The organism is Pseudoalteromonas sp. PPB1 (genome assembly GCF_015356275.1).
Taxonomy (GTDB): Bacteria; Pseudomonadota; Gammaproteobacteria; order Enterobacterales; family Alteromonadaceae; genus Pseudoalteromonas; species Pseudoalteromonas rubra_D.
Genome location: NZ_JACEQV010000008.1, coordinates 37182 through 58730 on the forward strand (window position 1 = coordinate 37182; position 21549 = coordinate 58730).

The 21549-nt window shown below is 50.6% G+C and carries 22 protein-coding genes; 15 read left to right on the forward strand and 7 right to left on the reverse strand.

Annotated features, from left to right (window positions below; all coding sequences use genetic code 11):
* Window position 1: 1 nt before the first annotated feature.
* From IY568_RS09905 to IY568_RS25135, 4 genes are read left to right on the forward strand one after another with little or no spacing between them, the layout of a single operon-like run.
* On the forward strand, window positions 2-1267 hold the full coding sequence (locus tag IY568_RS09905) for an efflux RND transporter periplasmic adaptor subunit (protein WP_194867460.1): 1266 nt from the start codon (window positions 2-4) through the stop codon (window positions 1265-1267).
* Window positions 1260-1997, forward strand: coding sequence for an efflux RND transporter permease subunit (locus IY568_RS25130; protein WP_194867461.1), 738 nt, complete (start codon window positions 1260-1262; stop codon window positions 1995-1997). Before IY568_RS09905 ends, IY568_RS25130 begins: the two co-directional genes overlap by 8 nt.
* The gene (locus IY568_RS09915; protein WP_194867462.1) at window positions 1979-4423 is read left to right on the forward strand and encodes an efflux RND transporter permease subunit; all 2445 of its coding nucleotides are present in this window, start codon (window positions 1979-1981) and stop codon (window positions 4421-4423) included. Before IY568_RS25130 ends, IY568_RS09915 begins: the two co-directional genes overlap by 19 nt.
* Entirely contained in the window at window positions 4423-5049 is a 627-nt protein-coding gene (locus tag IY568_RS25135; protein ID WP_125558740.1) for a TetR family transcriptional regulator, read from the forward strand. Before IY568_RS09915 ends, IY568_RS25135 begins: the two co-directional genes overlap by 1 nt.
* An 86-nt stretch (window positions 5050-5135) precedes the next feature.
* On the opposite strand, the gene IY568_RS09925 is transcribed toward IY568_RS25135, so the two are convergent.
* Window positions 5136-6782: an endonuclease gene (locus tag IY568_RS09925; protein ID WP_125558742.1), complete on the reverse strand. Its 1647-nt coding sequence runs from the start codon at window positions 6780-6782 to the stop codon at window positions 5136-5138.
* Window positions 6783-7108: 326 nt separating this feature from the next.
* Here IY568_RS09925 and IY568_RS09930 point away from each other — a divergent pair, with 326 nt between their 5' ends.
* The 5 genes from IY568_RS09930 to IY568_RS09950 all read left to right on the forward strand — a co-directional run bounded on the left by IY568_RS09930 (window position 7109) and on the right by IY568_RS09950 (window position 12921).
* The gene (locus tag IY568_RS09930) at window positions 7109-8926 is read left to right on the forward strand and encodes an assimilatory sulfite reductase (NADPH) flavoprotein subunit (protein ID WP_194867463.1); all 1818 of its coding nucleotides are present in this window, start codon (window positions 7109-7111) and stop codon (window positions 8924-8926) included.
* Between the two features lie 54 nt (window positions 8927-8980).
* Entirely contained in the window at window positions 8981-10705 is a 1725-nt protein-coding gene (gene cysI / locus IY568_RS09935; RefSeq protein WP_194867464.1) for an assimilatory sulfite reductase (NADPH) hemoprotein subunit, read from the forward strand.
* 64 nt (window positions 10706-10769) lie between these two features.
* Window positions 10770-11510 (forward strand): phosphoadenylyl-sulfate reductase, encoded by a 741-nt coding sequence (locus IY568_RS09940; protein WP_049864117.1) that lies wholly within the window; start codon window positions 10770-10772, stop codon window positions 11508-11510.
* Window positions 11511-11635: 125 nt separating this feature from the next.
* Window positions 11636-12415, forward strand: a complete 780-nt coding sequence (locus tag IY568_RS09945; protein ID WP_138537306.1) for an amino acid ABC transporter substrate-binding protein — start codon at window positions 11636-11638, stop codon at window positions 12413-12415.
* Window positions 12412-12921 carry a DUF4124 domain-containing protein gene (locus tag IY568_RS09950; RefSeq protein ID WP_010383800.1) on the forward strand — a complete coding sequence of 170 codons (510 nt, stop codon included), beginning with the start codon at window positions 12412-12414 and terminating at the stop codon, window positions 12919-12921. The genes IY568_RS09945 and IY568_RS09950 overlap by 4 nt, the downstream gene beginning before the upstream one ends.
* 2 nt (window positions 12922-12923) lie before the next feature.
* On the opposite strand, the gene IY568_RS09955 is transcribed toward IY568_RS09950, so the two are convergent.
* The 4 genes from IY568_RS09955 to IY568_RS09970 form a co-directional block, all read right to left on the reverse strand.
* The gene (locus IY568_RS09955) at window positions 12924-14015 is read right to left on the reverse strand and encodes an NAD(P)/FAD-dependent oxidoreductase (protein WP_194867465.1); all 1092 of its coding nucleotides are present in this window, start codon (window positions 14013-14015) and stop codon (window positions 12924-12926) included.
* A 99-nt stretch (window positions 14016-14114) separates the two neighbouring features.
* Window positions 14115-14339, reverse strand: a complete 225-nt coding sequence (locus IY568_RS09960; protein ID WP_125558753.1) for a hypothetical protein — start codon at window positions 14337-14339, stop codon at window positions 14115-14117.
* A gap of 85 nt (window positions 14340-14424) precedes the next feature.
* Complete coding sequence (locus tag IY568_RS09965) at window positions 14425-14865, reverse strand: PaaI family thioesterase (protein WP_058796571.1); 441 nt, start codon at window positions 14863-14865, stop codon at window positions 14425-14427.
* A gap of 16 nt (window positions 14866-14881) precedes the next feature.
* Window positions 14882-15280 (reverse strand): RNA-binding S4 domain-containing protein, encoded by a 399-nt coding sequence (locus IY568_RS09970; RefSeq protein WP_194867466.1) that lies wholly within the window; start codon window positions 15278-15280, stop codon window positions 14882-14884.
* Between the two features lie 206 nt (window positions 15281-15486).
* Between IY568_RS09970 and IY568_RS09975 the strand changes: the two genes are divergently transcribed.
* Window positions 15487-15759 carry a hypothetical protein gene (locus tag IY568_RS09975; protein WP_010383794.1) on the forward strand — a complete coding sequence of 91 codons (273 nt, stop codon included), beginning with the start codon at window positions 15487-15489 and terminating at the stop codon, window positions 15757-15759.
* A gap of 84 nt (window positions 15760-15843) precedes the next feature.
* The gene (locus IY568_RS09980) at window positions 15844-16518 is read left to right on the forward strand and encodes a hypothetical protein (protein ID WP_125558757.1); all 675 of its coding nucleotides are present in this window, start codon (window positions 15844-15846) and stop codon (window positions 16516-16518) included.
* 54 nt (window positions 16519-16572) lie between these two features.
* Here IY568_RS09980 and IY568_RS09985 read toward each other — a convergent pair whose 3' ends face one another.
* Window positions 16573-17235 carry a DUF2959 domain-containing protein gene (locus IY568_RS09985; protein ID WP_010383792.1) on the reverse strand — a complete coding sequence of 221 codons (663 nt, stop codon included), beginning with the start codon at window positions 17233-17235 and terminating at the stop codon, window positions 16573-16575.
* A gap of 108 nt (window positions 17236-17343) precedes the next feature.
* On the opposite strand from IY568_RS09985, the gene IY568_RS09990 reads away from it, so the two are divergent.
* Genes IY568_RS09990 through dtd form a run of 3 tightly spaced genes read left to right on the forward strand, consistent with a single transcriptional unit; the run spans window position 17344 to window position 19658 of the window.
* Window positions 17344-18228, forward strand: a complete 885-nt coding sequence (locus IY568_RS09990) for a virulence factor BrkB family protein (RefSeq protein ID WP_010383791.1) — start codon at window positions 17344-17346, stop codon at window positions 18226-18228.
* A gap of 11 nt (window positions 18229-18239) precedes the next feature.
* Entirely contained in the window at window positions 18240-19181 is a 942-nt protein-coding gene (locus tag IY568_RS09995) for an alpha/beta fold hydrolase (protein ID WP_125558759.1), read from the forward strand.
* A gap of 39 nt (window positions 19182-19220) precedes the next feature.
* On the forward strand, window positions 19221-19658 hold the full coding sequence (gene dtd / locus IY568_RS10000; RefSeq protein WP_125558761.1) for a D-aminoacyl-tRNA deacylase: 438 nt from the start codon (window positions 19221-19223) through the stop codon (window positions 19656-19658).
* 62 nt (window positions 19659-19720) lie between these two features.
* Here the strand turns inward: dtd and IY568_RS10005 are convergent, their stop codons facing one another.
* Window positions 19721-20410 carry a spermidine synthase gene (locus IY568_RS10005; protein ID WP_040644601.1) on the reverse strand — a complete coding sequence of 230 codons (690 nt, stop codon included), beginning with the start codon at window positions 20408-20410 and terminating at the stop codon, window positions 19721-19723.
* A 217-nt stretch (window positions 20411-20627) separates the two neighbouring features.
* On the opposite strand from IY568_RS10005, the gene IY568_RS10010 reads away from it, so the two are divergent.
* Window positions 20628-21521, forward strand: coding sequence for a bifunctional GNAT family N-acetyltransferase/hotdog fold thioesterase (locus IY568_RS10010; protein ID WP_125558763.1), 894 nt, complete (start codon window positions 20628-20630; stop codon window positions 21519-21521).
* Window positions 21522-21549 lie beyond the last annotated feature (28 nt).

The window sequence follows — 21549 nt, forward strand, 5'->3', positions numbered from 1 at the left end:
TGTGAAATCCTATCTAGTTATTGCAACCACAGTCATGAGTCTGTGGTTCGTTCAACCTGTTTATGCAGAGGCCCTATCGGATGCCTATGCCGTTGAAGTCAGTCCGGTGAACAAGCAAATGGTGAGAGACTGGGCATTTGCCGAGGGGATTGCGCAGGGGATCCGCCGTGAATACCTGAACTTTGAAAGTGGCGGTAAAGTGGTGTTTCTGGCGGATGATCACAGTGGTAACCGTTTGCGTCCCGGCAGTTTTGTTAGCGGCCCCAAGGCAGGCGAACGCTTTGGTCAGCTGCTTGCCCGGGTTGACGAGCGCACTGGTGCGGAGGCGGTAAAAGGGTATGAGGCGTCATTACGTAGTGCCATATTGGGCATTGAACAGGCTCAGGCACAGTTGCATCAGGCACAAAATAATCATCACCTGGCACAGACGAATTTTCAGCGTGCCGAATCTATGTGGACGCGTCAGCTCATTTCTAAAGAGCGCTATGAGGCGGCAAAAACCGATCTGCTTAACACTCAGCAGTCGATGAATAATGCGTCAGCGGCACTGGCTGCTGCCCGGAGTCAGAAATTGGCTGCACAGGCCCAGCTGAATCAGGGTAAGGTAAATCTGGAGAAAACCGGTATTTTTGCGCCGTTTGATGGCCAGCTCAGAGCAGTCAACATTCGCCAGGGAGATTATTGGGCCGGTCCGGCGGCCGCTATGTCAGACAAAGAGCGTGAAATGCATGCGGCCATGGTGGTGATAGACACCAGTCAATACGAAGTGACGCTCAACGTTCCTTATTACGCGGCGGATAAACTGGCTGAGGGACAAACTGTGTACCTGAGCTGGAGCAATGAGAAGCTGCTAAATGCCGCACGTAGTGGGTTTACCACACGAGATATTGGTCTTGGCAAAATCTTTTCGGTTAGTCCGAGTATCAGCCTGAATAAGCGCGCCGTTGAGGTTAAAGTGCATACTTTCCAGGGCGCTGATACGCTTAAAGATGGTATGCACGTGAGTGCCTGGATAAACGTTGCAGAAAAGCCGATGGCATTGAGTGTGCCTCATCAGGCAGTGATGATGCGTAATAACCAGCCCTTTGTGTATGTAGTCAATCAAGAAAATAAAGCGCAATTGACTGCAATTGAAACGGGTATTGAAGACCTTTATCGGGTTGAAGTTGTGGCCGGCCTGACTGCGGGTCAGCGTGTGGTGGTGAATGGTGAGCATTTGTTAGTGCATGGCAGTCAGGTACGCATTGTCGGAGCGGCTCATGATTAAGGGAAGACTGGCGTATAAGCTGTTTGTCGACAAAGTTATCTCGACGCTGTTGCTAGCGATTTTACTGGTGGGCGGGATACTGGCTTATTCCGGTATGCTGAAAGAAAATTACCCGGACCTGGAAATACCTCAGGCTATTATCACAGTGGAATGGCCAGGGGCTGCCGCCGAGCAGGTTGAGAAGGAAGTAACCAAGCCGCTGGAAGATGCGCTCAATGGTTTGCAGGGGCTGAAGAAGCTGCAAAGTGGTTCGCAGTTTTCTTACGCTGTGATTGCGGTGGAATTTAAGTCTGACGAACCGATGAGCGAGGCGATGCAGCGCCTCAGAGCCAAAGTGGATGAAGGGAAGGCGGAGTTTCCCGGTGCGGTGAAAACCCCGTTGATCGAACAGGTATCGGTGAATGATACGCCGGTTATAGAATTTATGCTGTATGGCTCGCTGGACGATACGGGCTTTAGTCAGGTGGTTAAAACCATTGAGAAGCGCCTGGAGGCCATGTCCGGGGTGAAAAAGGTTGATAAGGGCGGCTACCGTGAAACTGTGGTGCATGTGCGCATGCTACCTGACAGGTTAAGGTCGTTGAAAATATCGCCTAACCTGGTTCGTCAGCGCATTGAAGAGGCTAACCTGGATACTAGCTGGGGTGAATATGACGATGGTAATCGTATTCACCGTCTTTATCTTGCGGGTCTTTTGATGACATCAAAACGTTGCAACAGCTGCCCGTAGCAAGACTTAGTGATAACCGTTTAGTGCGTCTGGAAGAGGTTGCACTGGTCTACAAAGGGCTGGATAAAGTCAAAAGTGAAACCTACTTTTCCGAATTGGGTGAACCGTTCACGCAGGGGGTGTCACTGGGAGTGAAGAAGCGCCCGGGCGTCGACACCATCACTCTGATCAATGAAGTGAAAACAGCCATGGCTGACTATCAGACACAGGGGTTCTGGCCGGATGGTCTGAAGGTGCAGATCATCAGTGATGAAAGCGCGCTGATTGATGAGTCGTTTGCCAATGTCTTCGGTAATATCTGGCAGGCTATGCTGGCTGTGTTCATTATTCTGATGGTGTTACTCACCTGGCGGGAAGCATTGATCGCGGGCGCAGCCATCCCACTTACGTTTCTTGGTGCGCTGATGATCCTGGGTCTATTCGGTTATACCCTCAATACCATGATGATCATTGGTATGGTTTTGGCACTGGGCATGCTGGTCGATGTGTTTATTCTGGTGATGGAAGGCATGCATGACAATTTGTATAGTAAACGATTGCGTTTTCAGGACGCGGCGCTGGCAACTGTTAAAACCTATGCCATGCCGGCGTTTTCAGGTCAGCTGACCACCATTCTGGCAATGGCCCCGATGATGGCGATTGGCGGCGTGGATGGTAAATTTATCCGGCTCATTCCCATTACCGCTGTACTGTGCCTGGTGCTGAGTTACCTGATAGCCTTTTTGATCTGTATTCCTCTATCGCAGTATCTGTTACGTAATGCCAAAGAGACGCAGATGAGTACCGTTGACACATTGACTCAGGTTGCCGGACAGGCATTACAGCGCTGGCTAGGTCGGTTTGCCCTGCGCAGCCGTCGTCAGGCTGGTGCCTGGGTCGCAGGGAGCATGCTCGTCTGGGTAATATCGATTGGCTTGATGAGCACCTTGCCTTCATTGCTTTACCCCAAAGGGGATGGCCGAAATTTGGCGATCACAATTGAGCTGGGGCCGAATGCAACGCTTGCCCAAAGTCGCGCGGTGGCCGAACGTGCAGGAGAATACCTCGCTACCAGGCCATACTTCGAAAACGTGACTATGTACGTAGGTAAAAAGAGCCCCCGGGCAATCAGTTCTATCAGTGATCAACTGTTGCTCAATGAAAACCCTAATCTGGTCGGCTTTTCAGCCTTGTTTGTACCAAAGCATGCGCGCGAGCAGTTAGCCTATGAGTATGTGCCTGAACTCAGAGCTGGCCTCAACGAGGCACTGGCAGATGTGGCGGGGGTCACTGTCTTGTTTACGCCGGAGGTGGGTGGTTCGAGCAATGATGATCCATTGCAAATTGTACTCAGTGGCCCGGATATGGCGCAATTGTCAGCCTATGCCAGTGAGCTTCAGCTGCAACTGGCAACCATTAATGGGGTGACAGATGTGCGTAACAACCTAGGGGCCTGGCAAAGTCAGGTTAGGTTGACGGCTGATAGGGAAGCGCTTAATTTTCATGGTATTACAGAGCAAGACTTTGCCAGTCAACTGCGCCTCGCGACGGAGGCCGATGAGTACGGTAAGTTTAAACTGGCAGGGACCGAAGATGACCTGAAAATCCGGCTTAGCACCTATTGGGAAAGTCGCGATGAAGATATAGGCGGACCAAAATCACATGCTGAGATCAACCTGATCAGCCTGTTCACACCCAGTGGAGAGCTGGTACCAGGCGGCAACCTGGTAGAGTATGAGATTGATGCGGTGCCGCCACTGTATACTCATGCACAGACCCAACGTGCCATCACCATCAAAGCTAAGGTGGACGGCATCACTGTGGGGGAAGTGATCTCACAGCTTGAACCACAGCTAAGTGCCTGGCAGCAAAACTGGCCAGAGGGGTATCACTATAATTACGCAGGAGAAGCTGAAAATGCAGAGGAAACCTATGGCTCTGCCGGGATTGTGTTTGTACTGGCGATCATGATGGTGTTTGCAGTCCTGACCCTGGCGTTGGGTTCATTTAAACAGCCTCTGGTGGTGCTATTTACCATTCCATTGGCGTTGATAGGTACCTTTACCGGATTCTGGGTGTTTCAAATTCCCTTTTCTTTCCCGGCGATGATAGGGTTGATAGCTTTGGTGGGTATTGTGGTCAACAACGCGATAGTGATGCTCGACACCATCAATGGCCATATCAAAGCGGGTGTGGTACTGCGCGAGGCCTGTGCACGTGGTGCAGCGGAACGTCTGAGGCCTATCATTGGTACTAGCATCACCACCATAGTCGGGTTAGTGCCACTGGGATTAAGCGACCCAACCTGGTTCCCGTTGTGCTTCGCGATTATCTTTGGCTTACTGGCATCGACGCTGGTGGCAATGATTGTCATACCGGCAATGTACATGCTAGTCTCGCGACCAGTAACCGAAAAGCCTGCTCAACACTATGTTGGAACAAACTGATGCCCAGAAGAACCAAAGAAGAAGCCGAACAGACGCGGTTGGCGCTGATCAAATCGGCGCTACAATTATTTAGTGAAAAAGGGGTCGCGCATACCACCCTGATGGACATTTCCAAGGCCGCAGGCGTTACCAAAGGGGCGTTTTACTGGCATTTCAAAAACAAGCTGGAAGTGTTGGAGGCGATTACTCAGGAATATGCCTTGCCGCTGGATGAGGCGGCCCAGCAAAAGCTGGAAACCCTGACACCCAGCCCGGCGAACCTGATTGATGCAATCGCCTTTTATTTTGAGACACTGGAACAATCAGAAGCACTGATTGCCTTTCAGGAAGTCATTTTGTTTAAGTGTGAATATACTGATGAGTTCAGTGCATTGCTTAAACGGGACAAGGATGATTTAGAGAAAGCACGAGATACTTTCGCGGCTTTTATTGGCGATATGGATGAGGCGCACTGGCTTGGCCCGAGAGGCGACGCGCAGCATATAGAAGCGGTGAGTCAGGCATTGCTCAATGCTTTAGTCGGGGCGTTGTTTCATTGGTTGACAACCCGTCAGGGAATACTGTCCCAGACAGTGACTCAGACCGTCCGGCTGATTTTACGCGGTGGCGGGCTAAAAGTGGAATAAAGGCAGACAGGTGTCTGCCTTTATTAGCTGGGTTCAGCCACTGCCTTGTGCGCTGAACCCCATTCATATCAATAAATTGGTATAAATTACCAAATCTTCTCTACAAATTCAGGGTGGTCCACAAACGGATTGCGGTTGCCCTGGAATTGATAGGCACCGTCATTGCGGGCACGTTCCAGTGCATCAACTGGATCTGCCAGGTGCCAGCGTTTGAGCATAGTGACAACCCAGCTTTCAAATACCTGGTCACTGCTGCCATTGAGCACGGCATCTCCATTCGTGGAGTAGCTTTGCCAGCTGGCAATGCGGTCCTGGTAGCGGGTCGCCATATAGAAGTAGGCGCGGGCAAAGTCTCCCTTAAACGCGTCGATTGGTTCAAACACGGTGCCACTGTAACCGATGCCAGAACCATTCCCTACTTTACTGCCATTACTGGAGATATACGTACTGCTGCCGACCTCGCCGAATGGAAAGCTGCTGCGACGATTGTTCACGTAGCCATCAGACGCAAAGATATGATGAATGTCCGAGTTCATTGGCTCAATCTTGCCACCAAACCAGCTTTTCGGGAACGAATGTTCACGGTTGTAGCAGTCGCCTTCCGTGCGGGCGGTACCACATTGATCGCTCACCGCTGTAAACTCGTGGCTGTCGGTGCCGGTTGGTTTTTCTGAGTAACGGTCCAGTACAGTACCATTGTTCTCGAAGTAGCGGTCACGCTCGTATTGATCGATGAACGACCAGATAGCGCTATAGCCCTGATTGTTATGGCTGGCAATGATATTATGAAGTGCTGTTTTAAGCGCATAACCGCTTAACCCTGCTGCGGCACTATAGTAACCAGTCGGGGTATCACCACCGCCGTCGCCACCTCCATTGTCCGTGCCCAGCGTGAAGCTGTGCGAAGCCGAAGAAGTAAACTGGCTACCCGACGCCAGCGTCCCGGATGGGCCTGTCAGGCTATATGAACCGTTTCCATAACTGCAACAAATGCCGTCACCATAGCTGTCAGATATCGTAAAAGTGTATGAACCATCTGTTAAACATACCGCTTCACTGTAGTTCTGGCTGGCCCCGTAATTTTGACCACTGGCCACAGTCGCGTTCGACGCGTTCTTAATGACCCAGCTGGTTTCTTCGCCATACCTGTCTGTGGTCAGGCTGAAAGTGAGCGCGTGATCCTGGCAGCTTCCTCCGGCTGGCGGTGGTGTGGTTGCAGCACCGCTGGGCTGAAAGTTATCGACATAGACGGTTTCGTTGCCGTCAAACCCACTGACATCGTAAAAACGCAGGCCCACGGTGATTTGGCCATTGCTGGTGGCCGTATAATCGTGGCGCAGTTGTTGCCATTGGTTTAATTGCTGTGGGTCTGAATAATTGTGATAACCGTCGGCTACCAGGCGAGCTCTGACACCGCCTTCAGTATGATACACCCAGGTACTGAAGGTGTAAGTCTTACCGGCCTCTACGGATACAGATTGTGTCAGATCCGTATTCCCCTGCGTTGTGGTGAGCACACTGACGGCGGCTGCTGTCTGTCCGCTTTGAACGCGATTTTGTTCGGTAGTCAAAGAGATACCCGAGTCAATGGTGGTCCAGTTGCTGGGCTTACCCAGCTGCCATTGTTCGAAATCTCCATTGTTTACCTGTCCCCATGTCATGGTACTGAGCAAGCCTAAGGCACTGCCCACCAGACGCTTTGTCAGGCACGAAGCCTGTTTTTTTGTAATCATTTTATTATTCCCGTGTTCTATTTTGTACTTATCATTGTTGTTTGGTTGTAAAAAACCGAGTGGGAGTTTAAAGGATTTTTGTTACATTGTCGTTAACTTATGTATTGTGTAAATCGGTACAATTATTTTTAATCTGTTTTATTTGGAGTTTTTGAATATCCATAACCAAATGGAATAACAAAGCAGATACTGTTCTTTTTGTCGCGCGGTGAGTTGCGTATCCTGCATGCTAAGAAAATGACCGAATTGCATCTATGTGCGCGGGTGGAACCGCCGGGGCAATTCGGCGGGGCAAGCTATATAAGGGTTATGGGGAAACAATCATCATGTTGTTAAGTCAACTCAGTGCCGCGGCCAGTCCGCTGACACAAGAACAACTGCAAAAATTACAGGGGTTAGTGGCGGAGCTTAATCCGATCCAGCAAGCCTGGGTCAGTGGGTATCTGGCTGCCAATGCCAACACCGCCGCGCTTGCGGGGAGTTTAGGACAGACGCCTGCGGCGGTTTCTGAAGCGGCGCCTTTGACCATTTTATATGGCTCTCAGACGGGCAATGCCAAAGGCGTTGCGGCGCAGTTAGAGAGTGCAGCAAAGGCACGTGGCCTGCAAACCAAGCTGGTTAATATGGCTGACTACAAACCTTCAGCCCTGAAGAAAGAACAGTTTATTGCCGTTGCGGTATCCACTTATGGTGAGGGTGAACCACCCGAAGATGCTGAGACGTTGCATGCCTTTTTGGCAGGTAAAAAAGCCCCGAAACTGGATGGTGTTAAAGTCGCAGTACTGGGTCTGGGCGATTCAAGCTATGAGTTCTTCTGTCAGACTGCCATTGATTTTGAAGAGCGCCTGCAAAAACTGGGTGCCGAGCCTGTCGTTGCACGTGCTGATTTAGATGTCGATTACGAAGATCAGGCAACAGCCTGGATTGACAGTGCCCTGGATGCGTTTGAGCCTGCGCTGAAAGCACAACAGGCGGATGCGGGTGCTAATGTGGTCGCTATGCCACTGGCAACGGCCGGTGCCCATGCCAGCCAATACACTAAGCAGAATCCGTTCAGCGCAGAAATCTCGGTGGTACAAAAGATCACTGGTCGTGATTCAACCAAAGATGTACGCCATGTAGAAATTTCACTGGAAGGGTCTGACATTGCGTATCAGCCAGGTGATTCACTGGGCGTTTTCTTCCTTAACGATGAGCAACGTGTCGACGAAGTTATTGCCTTGCTTGCGCTGGAAGGGGACAGTGAAGTCACACTGGGTACTGAGACGCTAACACTGCGCACTGCGTTGATTGAAAAACTGGAACTGACGCAGTCTTACCCTGGCTTTGTCGAAAAATATGCGGCTGCAACAAGTAATGAAGAATTGGGTGCACTGGTGAGCGATAAAGCGGCGCTGCGCGAGTACATCGAAGCGCGCCAGATTTTCGATATCATCAAACAACAGCCAGGTACGCTGAGTGCACAGGCACTCGTGGACAGCTGTCGTAAGATCCAGCCACGCTTGTACTCCATTGCATCGAGCCAGGCTGAAGTCGAGGAAGAAGTGCACCTGACCGTAGGGTTGGTGGAATTTGACGCTTTTGGTGAAACTCATCAGGGCGGTTGCTCTGGTTACCTGGCGCATCGCGTTGAGGAAGGCACGCAAATTAAAGTGTTCAGCGAGCATAACGACAACTTCCGTTTACCAGCAGAAGACAATACACCAGTGATCATGGTAGGCCCAGGTACGGGTATCGCACCATTCCGTGCTTTCCTGCAAGAGCGTGAAGCGCGTGACGCTGAGGGCGAGAACTGGTTGTTCTTCGGTAACCCGCACTTTACCCAGGACTTCCTGTATCAGGTTGAATTACAAAAGTACGTGAAATCCGGCGTGCTAAATCGCATTGATCTGGCCTTTAGTCGTGATCAGGCGGACAAAATCTACGTTCAGGACCGTTTACGTGAGAAGGGTCAGGACGTATACACATGGTTGCAAAATGGTGCGCATTTTTATGTATGTGGAGACGCCAGCCGTATGGCCAAGGACGTTCATCAGGCATTAGTGGACATCGTTAAGCAGTATGCAGGTAAGAGCGACGAGGAAGCTGAAGAGTATCTCAAAGAGCTACGCAGCGCGGGTCGCTATCAAAAAGACGTGTACTAATCCTGCGGGATTAGTCAGTACACACCGTCACAGTGTAAGAATTTAGGAATAAAGATGAGCAATAGCGATTACAAACCCAACAGTAAGCTCGACCCAAACGCCAAACTGTCTGATAACGAGCGTTTGAAAACCCAGAGCAACCTGCTGCGTGGCACTATTAAAACCGATCTGGGCGATCAGCTGACTGGTGGATTTACTGCCGACAACTTCCAGTTGATCCGTTTCCACGGCATGTATCAGCAGGATGACCGCGATATCCGTGCTGAACGTATCAAACAGAAGCTTGAGCCAATGCACAACGTGATGCTGCGTGCGCGGATGCCGGGCGGGATCATCAAGCCGCGTCAGTGGCTGGCGATAGACAAATTTGCGGAAGAAAAAACTGAGTATGGCAGCATTCGTTTGACCACGCGTCAGACCTTCCAGTTCCACGGTGTACTTAAGCCACACATTAAAGAAATGCACCTGACGCTGAACGATGTGGGCATCGACTCCATCGCCACTGCGGGTGACGTAAACCGTAACGTACTGTGTACCACCAACCCGGTTGAGTCTGAACTGCACCAGGAAGCCTATGAATGGGCGGCACGTATTTCTGAGCATTTGCTGCCAAAGACCCGTGCCTACGCCGAGATCTGGCTCAACGGTGAAAAGCAGGAAACGACCGAAGAAGAGCCTGTATTGGGTAGCACTTACTTACCGCGTAAGTTCAAAACCACAGTGACTATTCCACCGAATAACGAAGTGGATGTGCACGCCAATGACCTGAACTTTGTGGCCATTGCCGAAGACGGTAAGCTGGTCGGCTTCAACGTCCTGGTGGGCGGCGGATTGGCCATGACCCATGGTGACGTAAATACCTATCCACGTAAGGCGGATGACTTTGGCTTTATCAGCCTGGAAGACACGCTGGCGGTAGCCGAACACGTGGTTGGTGTACAGCGTGACTGGGGTAACCGTGCGAATCGCAAGAATGCGAAAACCAAATATACGCTGGATACCTTTGGTACAGATACGTTCAAAGCGGAAGTAGAAAAACGTGCCGGTGTGACCTTTGCACTGAGTCGTCCGTATGAATTCACCCACCGTGGCGACCGCATTGGCTGGGTAGAAGGGATTGATGGTAAGCACCACCTGACGGTCTTTATTCAAAGCGGCCGGATCCTGGACTATCCAGATAAGCCTCTGAAGACTGGTTGTCGCAAGATTGCCGAGATCCACCAGGGGGATTTCCGCATGACAGCAAACCAAAACCTGATCATTGCAGGTGTACCGGCAGAGCAAAAAGCGGAAATTGAACAACTGGCACGCGAACATGGCCTGATCGATGAGGCGCATACGGAGCAGCGCAAGAACTCAATGGCCTGTGTCTCATTGCCGACTTGTCCGCTAGCGATGGCGGAAGCAGAGCGTTACCTGCCTGACCTGATTGAAAAAACCGAAGCGATCCTGGCGAAGCATGAAATTGCTGATGATGACATCATTTTACGTGTTGTCGGTTGTCCAAACGGCTGTGGCCGCGCCATGCTGGCAGAAATTGGCTTTGTGGGTAAAGGACCGGGTAAGTACAACGTGTATCTGGGTGGTAACCGTGCTGGTACACGGATCCCGAAATTGTATTTAGAAAACGTCGGTGAAGACGTATACCTGCCGGCGCTGGATGAGCTGATTGGTCAATGGGCCAAAGAGCGTCAGCCGGATGAGTGTTTTGGTGACTTTGTGATCCGTAAGGAAATTGTGGCGGAAGTGAAGGTATCTAAAACCGACTTCCATGCATAATGAAGTGGGCGCTCAGCGCCCCTGACCACGGCTTTTAGCTGTGGTGGAATACTGGGAATGAGTAATGAGTGACTTTAAACAAATCCTGACGTTGGATAAGGCCTCGCAACAGGCTTTATTGAATGATGCTAATGGCATGCTGGCGCAAAAAAGTGTTGAAGACCGCGTGATCTGGGCACTGGAAAATTTGCCAGATAACCCCATTTTATCGTCCAGTTTTGGGATCCAGGCAGCGGTGATGCTGCATTTAGTAACCCGTCAGCGTCCGGATATTCCGGTGGTCCTGACGGATACCGGCTATTTGTTCCCGGAAACGTATCGCTTTATTGATGAACTCACGGAACAGCTCCAGCTGAATCTGAAAGTGTACCGGGCTGCGCAGGGGCCGGCCTGGCAGGAAGCCAAATATGGCAAACTGTGGGAGCAGGGTGAAGAGGGCATCAAGCGCTATAACACACTGAACAAGGTAGAACCGATGACTCGTGCTCTGAATGAGTTACAGGCCGGGACCTGGTTTAGTGGTTTACGTCGACAGCAATCTTCAACCCGCGCGGACAAGCAGATCTTAGAGATCAGCCGTGGCACGGTGAAAGTGTACCCTATCATCGACTGGCACAACCGTGATGTGTATCAGTACCTAACTAAACACGGTTTGTCTTACCACCCTTTATGGGATGAGGGCTATGTGTCTATGGGCGATGTCCATACCACCCGTAAACTTGAGCCGGGTATGAGTGAAGAAGATACGCGTTTCTTTGGTCTGAACCGGGAGTGTGGCTTGCACATTGATGGCGACGGCATTTGATAACGCATTGCCAGATAGCATAGACAAACAGCGGACTTTGCCACTTAGCTCAGTCCGCTTTTTTGTCACTATTGAATCACAAAAGCTACACTGTGATTCATGAAGGAAATGAGCAGGTAAATGAGATGCGCCCAATATACTGTCTGGTTGGTCTGTTGTGGTGGCTGGCTTCGGGAAGCGTCAGTGCTCAGTCACTGAATGGGGCTGACTTGCCGGTATTGCGTGTCGCTTTGCCCTATAACGCGTTTCCACCGTTTGTCACCGGTGACCCAGCCCGTCCAGGTGTGTTACCTGAGCTGCTGGCACACTTTACTCCAGATGGGCAGCCGGTTCAGGTAGCGTATATCCCGGAAGAGCGGTCGAAAAAGCTGATCAGTCATGATCAAATTCAAGTACGGATGGAGTCTGAATCCTGGTACCGGGGGAATACGCCCATGTGTTGGAGTCAGGGCCTATATTGGGTAGAGGATGTATTAGTCACACATCAGGGGGCCACTGTGCCCGAGCAGGATTATCAGGGGTTCATTATGCTTGGCCGGTTTGGTTACACCTACCCGACCGTTGAGCAGGCTCTGACACGGGGACTGTTGCAACAAAAGTTATTTTATTCAGAGCGAGAGATGCTGGCTGCGCTGGCGTCGCCAGTGAAAGAAGATCGTCGCTTTGCTTTGATGAGCTTACCTGCTATTCGCTGGTTGCAATTGAGTAATCCAAAATTTATCAGCGCGCTCAAGATACATAAAGTGGTGGATACCGCGCCTTTGCAATTGCAATTTAATCACTCCAAACAGGGGCTACGTGGCTGTGCACAATTTCGTGATTTCTTTGTGCGTTTTCGTCACTCTACCGAATATCACTCTATACTGTTAAAGTATGGCCTCGATATAAAAGGAGTGCCGCAATGAAGTACGCAAGTTATCTGTTAATTATGGTGATGCTGGTCGGCGTGGCGTCACTGTTTGTCCTCAAACGTCCTGATGGACGTACCTGGTTGAGCCTGGATGATATTCTGGGCAAAGCACAAACCCAGGCTCAGCACATGCTCGATGAGTCAAAGCAACAATTAGACAAAGCCGTAGATATGGTGAGCAGCTCAGATGCGCAGGCACCACAGAAGCAGCCTGGCAAAATCTATAAATGGCAGGACGCACAAGGCAACTGGCACTATTCAGATCGACCGAATGCCCGTGGACAAAGTGAAGAAATGACTTTAGACCCCAGCAAAATAACCATTATGGCAGCTGAAAACACCGACATTCTTAAACAGCTTAAGGTGCAGCAAGATGCCGGCCGCATTCCCAAAGATCTGCCAGCGAACATGAGCCCGGCCGACATCAAAAAGTTGGTGCAGGACGCGCAGAACATCGAAAAACTGATGCAGGAGCGCAGTAAAAAGCTGGAGGAACTATAGCCTCAGAGCTGCGCTTCGACATACTCGGCGATCGCCAGGCTGGCGGTCAGTCCGGGTGATTCGATACCAAACAGATTGATGAGTCCATTGATCTGATGGTGCTGATGTCCCTCAATCACAAAATCCTGTCCTTTGTCCCGAGATAGCTTAGGCCTGATCCCGGCATAGTCCGGCTTTAGTCGCTCAGGGTCCAATGCGGGCCAGTAGCTTTGTATGGCCTCAACAAAGCGGGCCTTGGCATCAGGGTCAAGCTGGTAATCGAGGTGATCAATAAAGTGCGTGTCGGGTCCAAATCGCAGCTGGCCGGCCATGTCTAACGTTGCGTGGATCCCTAAACCATGTTGTTCAGGCATCGGGTAGATGAGATTACTGAATGGGTGATGGCCCTGATAGGAGAAATACTGACCGCGACACAGGTGGCTTTGTGGAATGTGGTGCTCATCCAGACCATGGATGCGTCTAGCATTATCCTGTGCAAACAGGCCTCCAGCGTTGATCAGCGTATCGCAGCTAAGCGCAAAGGCTTCCCCGTCACAATCCAGCGTAACGTGAAACCCACCGGCTGTGTGTTCGGCAGACTCAAAGCGTGTGTGACAGACCAGGTTGCCACCCGCTTGCTCTAGTTGGTGAACCAGTGACAGCATAAACTGATGACTGTCGATAATGCCTGTGGACGGAGAAAACAGCGCGGTGCTGGCAGATAATCCGGGTGCCATATCCCCAACCTGGGTCTGACTGAGCGGCGTCAGATCGTATACCCCATTGCGCTTTGCCTGCGCCTCGATAGCAGCCAGTTTATCGTGTTCTGCCTCTGTGCGGGCAAACAGGATTTTACCAAGTTGTTTTACTGGCACATGGAAACGCGCGCAATGGGCGTATAACAAGGCTTTACCGCGGACACACAAGCGTGCTTTGAGGCTGTGTTCGTCGTAATAGAGCCCGGCGTGGATCACTTCGCTGTTACGGCTACTGGTGTGTTCGCCAAATTGTCCCATTTGGTCGATGACGAGGACGGAGCGGGTCTGACTGAGGCGTGCGGCAATGGCCAGGCCAATAACGCCTGCGCCAATGATGACTGTTTCTACATGGTCCATGATACTGTGTGAGTGAGCGACTGAAAGGCAAAAGTGTAACGAAATGCCTGCGCATAGGCAAAAGCCTGGGTGTGGCTGGAAGATACCGTGCAACCTGGATCAGTCTGGCTTTTCTCTGCGCATCAGCAAAATTGTCAGGTAAATTTTGGTTGGTAATGAGCAGATCAGGCCAATGGCAATACAGGCTGCGCCTAATACGTAACCTGTGGGTCCCAGCTCAGCCAGCCACTGCGCGCTCAGCAGTGTGTGGCCGGTAAAAATGAGCAACAGCCCACACACAATGACACAGTGAAGAATAACAATCAGACGTTTTTGTGCGATCATGATCTTAGCCTCCGGGTTTGGGCTAAGTTTATTGTGCGGTTTTAAACAATAAAAAGTGTTGCGCTACATCAAACAGACGTTATTGTTATCGCCGTTCAACAACAGCGGCGGTCATACGGGCGACGCAACAAAGTTCGCCACGGGCATTGACGATTTTCACTTCCCAGACGGAGGTGCGGCGGCCCAAATGTAAAGGCCGTGCCGTTGCGGTGAGGATGCCATTGCGCGATGCTTTAAGGTGATTCGCATTGATTTCCTGTCCGACACAATAAAAGCGCTCGAAGTCGACCACAAAGTTGGCTGCATAACTGGCAACGGTCTCGGCCAGTGCGACGTTGGCCCCACCGTGTACCATACCCAGCGGATTATGGTGTGCTGGGGTCGCTGGCATGGTTGCCACCAGGTAATCATCGCCAATTTCACTGATGGCGATCCCGAGCGTCTGCATCAACGTGCCTTTTTGATGAAGCCCTTCATCCAGCGTTTGACACTGTGCTAACGTAATTGGACGGTACCAGATACTCACTTAATATGCTCCCGGGTTATCCGAACGAAATGGGCTTGCGGCCCGTCACGCTGTCGACATTGTTTTTTTGCTTATTGCGTTTCTTTTTGCCAGATTGGCTTGGCTTTTTACCTTTGTCAGAGGCTGAAGGTGCACTGCTTTGGTGCGCAGCGGGTGGTTTAGGCTGGCTGCGCTCGGCGGGGACGGCGTCCTCTGCCAGGGTCAGCATAAAGGCTTCTTCGTTAAAATAGAGGGTGTCTCCGGCGTACAGTTTTTTGCGTTTAACCGTACAAAGCTCACCATTGACGCCCACATATCCTGCTGCAATCAGCTGCTTTGCTTGTCCACCACTTTCTGCAAAGTCTAATACTTTTAACAGGTTACAAAGTTCAATTGGCTCTTCTTCAAGCTCTATTTCGATATATTCTTGATTCATATCACAACCTCACTGGATGTTTTGCGACAGTATAGCGCGACGCTGCGGTGAACCACGAAACTTTTTCGCTGATCACCGTGTCTTTAATGTAATTGCAGCATTTGGTGTGTATCTTGCACGCCGATCGGAGTCGGGCGGTTTTGAGCCGTCGCTTTTAGCAGTCATTCGCTGCGGCTTTTGTAAATTATGACAACAGGAGACACACCATGGGGATCCGTTCTGCATTAAAAAAAGATCTGATGAACTTAGAGGCATCCGGATTAATGACAGCAGATGATGTGCGTGGCTATCTCAATACTCAGCTCAATCAGGGCCGGGACAAATTGACACTGATCTCACGATTCAATGAACACCACAGCCAGGTACAGGCCGGCTTACCCAGTCAGGAAAGTGACCTGACATTTGAGCGTCATCGCTTATTTAAAGAAATTGTCTATCCCAAATCGGCGGTACAAAACTGGCTGACGCGCAGCCACTGATACCGAGTATGGCGACGACACAATGGACAGATGTCACGCTGCTGTGGTTTACTCAGACCATAATAATAAGAACAAGGACATTTCATGAAAGTATGGTCTGTGGCTGGGTGTGTGTTATTGAGCGCCTGCAGCACTGTGCCTGTGGTACACGTATTCCACGCATCTTTGGACGACACACAGCAGCAGAGATTGGTCAGCCAGTTAGAGCAGGCCAATATACATTATGTCCTGAATGATCTGCCGGTGCCCCCAGAATACAACAGTGATGGTGATACTGTCCGCCTGAATCGTTTTCCGGCGGACCAAAATGCGGTTCTGATCTCTCAATTGTCTGAGGTGGTACATGCGTTAGGATACGCTGGGCTCGATGTGCAGGATTTTAACGGCGAGTTTCATCGGTTCAGCGAGGGCAATTACGGTCTGTACTTTCCGGGGGAAATGACGTCGGTGAGCTTACCGGAAGTGGTCCATTCCCACGACTGCGCGATGGACGCCTTTCAGATTGAGCTGAAGACGAGCGGAGACTGGATCCTCACCGGGACTGAGACACAAGGTAAGTGGCAATACAATGCCCCCTATTTAACGCTGATTTGGAATGATGGCCGTGGCGCGATGCAGCAGGCCTATCAGATGACCTCGCATACCGTAAAAACCATGTTTGGTGAGAAACCTGCCCTCACGTACCAGGTAATGGGCCATCGCAGTTATACCGCCATCCCCATCTTTAACTGTGATTTGCAGGTGATCTATGCCGAGTAGCTCGGTAGCAACGGTTAAATGACAGCGTTAACCGTTGCAAAACAGGCGTTTCGTTTATGGCTGGTTGGCATTGTTCATGCTGGCAATAAAGGCATTTGAATCCTCAATAGAGCGATTCATATCGGTGATCAGCGACTGAATATCTCGTTTTAACCCACTAAACTCGCCTTTGATGGCAGCAATCGCCTGCGCATTGAGGTTGTGCTTTAAGTACAGCACGTTGTCTTTTAGAGAATCCAGTACGGGCTGCATTTTTGCTTCACTGGCACGCATTGATCTCAGTAGCTTATCAAATTGACGTTGGGTCTGACGGAGCTTTTGTTCACTCTGTCGTTTCAGTTTGGCACTTGAATACTGGGTCAGCTCGTCCTGCCATTCCGCAAACAAGGCCTCGGCAACATCCTCGACTTTGTCTATGTTGGTACGGACATCTTGCGCGGCGGCTTCACTGGCGAGATAGTCATCATTGAGTTGTTCATAGACGCTTTGTAACTCGCCACCGTCAAAGTTGATTAGGGTCGTCAGGCGCTCCAGTGCAGACTGGAACTCCTGCTGCGTGGCTTGTTGTGCTGCTTTGGTATTTTCCACCCGATCGACTAAGATTTCACGTTTGTGCACACCCACTTTTTCCCAGGCGGCATAGTAGGCGCTTTGACAGGCACTGAGCAAACACAGGGTGAAGATGACGAGGCTCTTTTTTATCACAGAATTGTTCATCGGCTTTCCTAATGCGGTTGAAACAGAACGGCTTATACTTAATTGAGACTCTATGAATTATGACTGGGATTGGTAAGATGTGCAAAACTCACTCTGTAAACCTGTGTAATGATGAATGAATTATGGTTACAGCGCCTGTTGCATTTGAGGCAGCAGAGCAAACTGTTTTTAAACGCTCAGCCGCTCTGGTGGCTGCGCTTTTATCAGCGCTGCCAGCAAGATCAGCTCATGATCAATGCTGGCTATCTGGCTTATGTCACCTTGCTGTCTTTGATCCCTCTGGTGGCGGTGGGGGTGGCGATATTTACGGCGTTCCCGGGCTTTCAGGATACACGCGACGCCATAGAGCATTTCATTTTTACGAATTTTGTTCCGACTTCGACCGATACCATTAAAGCCCATATCAGTGCCTTTACCGGCAATGCCAATCAGATGACTGCGGTGGGGATTGGCTTTTTGACGGCCGTTGCCCTGTTACTGATCCGCAACGTGGACGCAGCCCTCAATCGTATCTGGCGAGTGGAAAAGTCCCGGCCGATGATGATTTCCTTCGCGATATACTGGATGGTACTAACACTGGGGCCGGTATTATTGGGAGCCAGCATAGGGGTGACCTCTTATATTGTGTCATTGGTATCGTTTGCCGATCAGGGGATCCCGGGCTTTAGTGGCTTCTTATTGAAGCTTTTGCCCTATGTTATTTCCATGGCAGGCTTTTTTATGCTCTATACTTTAGTACCAAATACACGCGTGTCTTATCAGGCAGCGATACCCGGGGCATTTTTTGCGGCTTTATTGTTTGAACTGACTAAAAAAGGCTTTGCCCTGTATATTAGCCATTTCCCCTCGTATGAGGTGATCTACGGTGCCCTGGCGACAGTGCCCATCCTGTTTGTGTGGGTGTACTTGTCCTGGATGGTGGTGCTGTTAGGGGCTGAATTTACTGCCTGTTTGTCCGAAAAGGAATGTGAGGAACAAGACACACCAGAATAAAGAGGTGTGCAATGACTCAATTATATCGGCTGGAGTCTCCGCGACGTAGTTTTCATCTGGCGGTGTCCGATGGGCACCAGCTACATGTTGAAGAATTTGGGCTGGAGAGCGGGTTGCCTGTGGTGATCTGCCATGGCGGCCCGGGTAGCGGCTTGTGCCGTAGCTCGGCCAGTTATTTTAACCCCCAACGCTATCGGATCATTTTATTTAGCCAGCGCGGATGCGGCCAGTCTTCGCCTCAGCAACTCACCCACAACACCACAGAGCACTTACTGCAGGACATAGATTGTTTGTTGACTTATTTAGGGATCGGTCAGTGTGTGCTGGCGGGTGGCTCCTGGGGTGCCACATTAGCGCTGTTGTTCGCGCAGCGCTTCCCGGAGCGCGTGCAGGGCTTGGTTCTCTGGGCGACCTTTCTGGGGTGTCAGAGCGATTTACAGTGGCTGTATGGTGTGAGCGGTGTAGGCGCGCAGTTTTACCCGGAGCGTTATCAAATTTTTAGCCAAGGGGAAGGGGATTATAAGGCGGTGCTGGCGCGTTATAGCCAGTTGTTGCACTGTAACGATGAAGTCGCCGTCAGGCGGGCTGCGCAGCAATGGCATGACTGGGACCGTCAGTTGAGCATTGGCAGCCAGGCATTGCGTTATCAGCTGGACCATGAACAGGCGGTTGTCCAGCAGGCTCGGATCATGGTGCACTATTTCCACTCACGCTGTTTTATCGAGGAGCAGCAGATCTTTGCATATGCTGACAAACTCAAGCGTCTGCCTGTCTGGATGATCCATAGTCGTCACGACTACGTCTGTCGTTTTGCGATGGCGCAGGCACTCGCGGAACAACTGAATGCACGGTTATTGATCCTCGAAGAAGTTGGGCACTGCGCCACAAATGCAGTATATTCCGAAGCCATACGTCGCGCCGCTGATCTGCTGCTGTGCAAGCTGGCACATTAGGCGCATTATCAATCATTTCCGCAAACCATTGAGGTAACAGTGCAGGGATTAATTCAAAGAGTCAGTCAGGCCAGTGTGGTGGTCGAAGGTGAGTGTGTTGGTCAAATTGGTCAGGGGATCCTGGTGTTACTCGGCGTGGAAAAGGCCGACGATCAAAAAAGCGCTGATAGCTTGCTACATAAAATCAGTAACTATCGTATTTTTACCGATGCACAGGGCAAAATGAATCTGAGTCTGAGAGACATAGAAGGAGAGTTGCTGGTGGTATCTCAATTTACGTTGGCAGCGGATACCAAAAAAGGCATGCGCCCGAGCTTTTCCTCTGCAGCGACGCCGACCCAGGCTGAGGCGCTTTACGAATATTTTGTGGCTCAAGCAAAGGCATCTGGGTTGCGTGTTGCGACCGGCCGCTTTGCCGCAGATATGCAGGTCAGTCTTTGCAATGATGGTCCTGTGACTTTTAATTTATCGGTGTAATACCAATTTGCTTCTTCAAATAGACCAAGTATTAAGTGAAATTGGTATAAGCTGGTCTGTGCTTAGCGCGTCAGAGAAATAATGTGATTGGCGTAGTCGGGCACTTTGTGTACGAAGGGTTTTTTACCAAAGTTAGTAATAAGAAGATGTTCGAGCTGTTTTAGCTGTGAATCGTGCTCTGCAAGAAAATTGATATACAAGCGTCCCCCCTCGTTGAGAGTGGCACGAATTTGTGTGTAAAACTTGTGTTCGTACAAAAACCGGGGGGCGTCAAGCTGACTGAACAAATCCAGGATGATCCAGTCATAATGGCCGTTGTTTTCTAGTGCCTGATAGGCATCGCTGCAACTGACATTGGAGATGGGATCGCCACCAAAATAGCGCTTATAACAATGAATAATGTCAGGGTTATTGTCGATAGAGGTAATCTGACAATCCGGATAGCTGATGTGCAGATAATCCCGGATAGCACCTGCACCCAGCCCTAATTCTAGCACCTTGCCCGGGGCAGGGCATTTTTGCCACAGCGCTGCTAATATCTGCAAATGCGGAAAAAGCAGCCGCTCCGGATGATTGAGCTCAATCACGGATTGCAGTGTGTCGTTTATCAGTAACCAGCGTAAGGTTTTTTCCTGGCGTACCTGTATGCTGACTTTGCCATGCTTATGCCAATACAGCAGGTGCCCGAGTTGATGACTCTGGTGCACAAACTCGTTACTGATGGTGCCGGGTTCAGTTATAAAATCTTGCATAGTTACATCAGCATAGCTTGGCTTCACAGTTCTGCCACCGCGTTTCGTTGAATTTACATGACAAATTGACCAAATCTGGCCGATCATTCCCTGTTGCACACTTTTCTTGTAAGGTAAGGTCCATAAATTAGACAAAAGTTCCCCGCTAAAATGGGGGACCAGTTTGCACGAGCCGGGCACATCATCCCGCAGCGACAGGAAAAGCACAGGAGTCACCATGTTTCAAATAACAGCGCCACAGAGCAGTGAAGATTGGCAAGCGTATTATCAACTACGATGGCAGGTTTTGCGGGCACCCTGGGATCAGCCCAGAGGCAGCGAGCAGGATGATCTGGAGCAGGAAGCGGAGCATCGTTATATCAAAAATAACGAAGGTCAGGTGCTGGGTGTGGCACGCCTGCATTTTAACAATCAGCAACAAGCGCAGGTCCGTTATATGGCCGTTGATGAAGCGCACCGTGGTCATCATCTTGGTAGTCGATTACTGCATGAGCTGGAGAAAATTGCCTGGACGCAGAAGGCGGAAGAGCTGGTGCTGTTTGCCCGAGAACGTGCGTTAGCCTTTTATGAGCGTCACGGTTATCAGATGATTGAAAAAGCCCATCTGTCTTATGGCGATGTACAACATTGGAAAATGGTTAAGCAACGGCCCTCAGAGCCTGGCTGGTTCCGCCATCCACAGTGGACCCAGGTGTTACAGGATACCTGGCGAGAGTCGATCCCCATTAGTGATGCGATGGGGATCAAGGTTGAAAGTTACACCGACTGGCAGTTTTCAACCCGCGCAGATCTGAAAGCGAATCTGAACCTACATAATTCGATGTTTGCCGGATCGGTTTACAGCATGGCCACTTTAACCGGGTGGGGCGCGACGTATCTGGCGCTCAAAGAGCTGGCTCTGGAAGGCAATATTGTGTTGGCAGATGCTAATATTCAGTACCTTAAACCTTTAACCACAGCTCCCAGTGCCACAGTCACATTGGCTGATTGCAGTGGTGAACTGAATGCGCTCAACGAAGAGGGTAAAGCTAAGTATCGTGTGCCGGTGAACATCTACGACGGTGACGTGTTAGTTGCGAAGTTTGAAGGCCTGTTCGTGGTCATCAAATAATGCGCGGATGGCCTGCCGATGCAGGCCA

Excerpts from the sequence above, each read along its gene's own strand:
- IY568_RS25130 (WP_194867461.1), top strand. The coding sequence starts at position 1,260 with ATGATTAAGGGAAGACTGGCGTATAAGCTGTTTGTCGACAAAGTTATC.
- IY568_RS25135 (WP_125558740.1), top strand. The coding sequence starts at position 4,423 with ATGCCCAGAAGAACCAAAGAAGAAGCCGAACAGACGCGGTTGGCGCTG.
- IY568_RS09925 (WP_125558742.1), bottom strand. The coding sequence starts at position 6,782 with ATGATTACAAAAAAACAGGCTTCGTGCCTGACAAAGCGTCTGGTGGGC.
- IY568_RS09930 (WP_194867463.1), top strand. The coding sequence starts at position 7,109 with ATGTTGTTAAGTCAACTCAGTGCCGCGGCCAGTCCGCTGACACAAGAA.
- cysI (WP_194867464.1), top strand. The coding sequence starts at position 8,981 with ATGAGCAATAGCGATTACAAACCCAACAGTAAGCTCGACCCAAACGCC.
- IY568_RS09940 (WP_049864117.1), top strand. The coding sequence starts at position 10,770 with ATGAGTGACTTTAAACAAATCCTGACGTTGGATAAGGCCTCGCAACAG.
- IY568_RS09945 (WP_138537306.1), top strand. The coding sequence starts at position 11,636 with ATGCGCCCAATATACTGTCTGGTTGGTCTGTTGTGGTGGCTGGCTTCG.
- IY568_RS09950 (WP_010383800.1), top strand. The coding sequence starts at position 12,412 with ATGAAGTACGCAAGTTATCTGTTAATTATGGTGATGCTGGTCGGCGTG.
- IY568_RS09955 (WP_194867465.1), bottom strand. The coding sequence starts at position 14,015 with ATGGACCATGTAGAAACAGTCATCATTGGCGCAGGCGTTATTGGCCTG.
- IY568_RS09960 (WP_125558753.1), bottom strand. The coding sequence starts at position 14,339 with ATGATCGCACAAAAACGTCTGATTGTTATTCTTCACTGTGTCATTGTG.
- IY568_RS09970 (WP_194867466.1), bottom strand. The coding sequence starts at position 15,280 with ATGAATCAAGAATATATCGAAATAGAGCTTGAAGAAGAGCCAATTGAA.
- IY568_RS09975 (WP_010383794.1), top strand. The coding sequence starts at position 15,487 with ATGGGGATCCGTTCTGCATTAAAAAAAGATCTGATGAACTTAGAGGCA.
- IY568_RS09980 (WP_125558757.1), top strand. The coding sequence starts at position 15,844 with ATGAAAGTATGGTCTGTGGCTGGGTGTGTGTTATTGAGCGCCTGCAGC.
- IY568_RS09985 (WP_010383792.1), bottom strand. The coding sequence starts at position 17,235 with ATGAACAATTCTGTGATAAAAAAGAGCCTCGTCATCTTCACCCTGTGT.
- IY568_RS09990 (WP_010383791.1), top strand. The coding sequence starts at position 17,344 with ATGATGAATGAATTATGGTTACAGCGCCTGTTGCATTTGAGGCAGCAG.
- IY568_RS09995 (WP_125558759.1), top strand. The coding sequence starts at position 18,240 with ATGACTCAATTATATCGGCTGGAGTCTCCGCGACGTAGTTTTCATCTG.
- IY568_RS10005 (WP_040644601.1), bottom strand. The coding sequence starts at position 20,410 with ATGCAAGATTTTATAACTGAACCCGGCACCATCAGTAACGAGTTTGTG.
- IY568_RS10010 (WP_125558763.1), top strand. The coding sequence starts at position 20,628 with ATGTTTCAAATAACAGCGCCACAGAGCAGTGAAGATTGGCAAGCGTAT.